The organism is Brachyspira catarrhinii (assembly GCF_005518285.1).
In the GTDB taxonomy this organism is placed as follows: Bacteria; Spirochaetota; Brachyspiria; order Brachyspirales; family Brachyspiraceae; genus Brachyspira; species Brachyspira catarrhinii.
This window is the reverse complement of the sequence record NZ_SJDU01000481.1, coordinates 1-1,518: the sequence shown is the minus strand read 5'-3', so window position 1 is coordinate 1,518 and position 1,518 is coordinate 1. Positions and strand designations below refer to the sequence as shown.

Annotated in this window: 1 protein-coding gene and 1 pseudogene; both read right to left on the bottom strand. The window is 28.4% G+C overall.

The features are described 5' to 3' along the window. Nucleotides 1–157: 157 nt before the first annotated feature. On the bottom strand, nucleotides 158–538 hold the full coding sequence (locus tag EZH24_RS11660; protein WP_137999258.1) for a hypothetical protein: 381 nt from the start codon (nucleotides 536–538) through the stop codon (nucleotides 158–160). Nucleotides 539–679: 141 nt separating this feature from the next. After that, nucleotides 680–1,518, bottom strand: a pseudogene (locus EZH24_RS11655) (phage tail protein); the annotation flags it as partial.

The window sequence follows — 1,518 nt, the reverse complement described above, 5'->3', positions numbered from 1 at the left end:
TGAAGCCAAGCCTCTTTTACTACATCATACCAATATATAAAACCTGTATATAAACTTAAAATACCTCTATCATAATAAATAAAAGTAGTTTCATCTATAACAAAGTTTTTATATTGATATTCTGTAATAGAATTAAGCTCTGCCTCTTCAAAACTCGTTACATAATGATTAAACCTTCTTTGAAATTTCTTAAAGAGCTTGCTAATTCTGAATATTCTTTTTTAGTTAAATCTGAAAGTATATCATTTTCTCCGTAACATTTTTGTCCATCTATCTCTGTATCAAGCATAGCAAAAATATTATTTTGTTTTTCATTTAATTCTACTTGAATAAGATATTCTGTTTCTTCTTTCATTGACAATTCATTAAAACTAATTTTAGCATTTTCTCCAAATCTTTTATAAATTAAAGACCTACTGTAAACCTCACTTTCTATTAATTTACTTTGTTCGTCTTCCGGATTTTCAGGCTTTAGAACAACTTCTTTGATAGGGTAGCGCATACAAAATTCTTTTAGTGTCATTTCATTTCTTTTCATAACTTATTTCTCCTTAAGTAATATACTGATTATTAGTATATTTTAACATATTAAAAAAATATTTCTTATACATTTGTATAATATTGCTAAAAAAATATAAAAAAAACCGCTACAAAAATATGCAGCGGCTAAATAAAAATATTAAAACAAACTTTCTCTATCCGTGAACGCAAAACAATAGTTACTATTAAAATCTTCGCTTTGTTCTAAACCTTGAAAACCATTCAAAGCCACTTGTAAATTACCAGTTGCGGCAATAGCAGGTTTGGAAGGCTGTCCGCTTACATCAGTACAAACAAATATTAAAGGATAATATTTATTTTTCCATTTCATATTTGTTTCAATGACCATTGAAAGCCTTTGTCCATTTAAAAGCCAATTATAAAATAACTCTTCAGACTGTTTGTTAAACATAGCATTACCGCCGATTGTAAGAGTATATTTACCGTTCGGAGTATTGTAACGAATAACCGATATATTATAAACATCTTCTTTACTCCATTCAAATGCTATTGTGGCATCTGAAACGCTCATTGCCTCAAGTCCGCTAATAAACATTTTTGTAGGGTATTTATTAGTTTGAGCCATTACAACATCTCTGTTTTCGGTTCTTTCTGCCTCTATTTTATGAGCTTCATTAAAAGTTTTTTCTGCGGTTACCCATATACTAGAACTTATAGTTGTTAATGCTTTATTAGCAAAATTAAAATTAATGCTTTTAAATTGACAGCCTGTATATTGTGAACTTGTCATTTTACTTTGTATTTGATTCACAAGCATATTAAAATATTGAGTTTCTCCCTGACGAGGCATAATACTGCTTAAAAAGGCAGGATATTGTTTTTTTTCTTCTTCAGTAAGTAAACCGCTTTCTAAAAATGCTACTCTTTTATAAGCAAATACAAGGTTTTCATTTAATTTATTATCTTTCAAGAATTGAGAAAAATCTGCTTTACTGTCCAAACTTCCTATTTGTAATC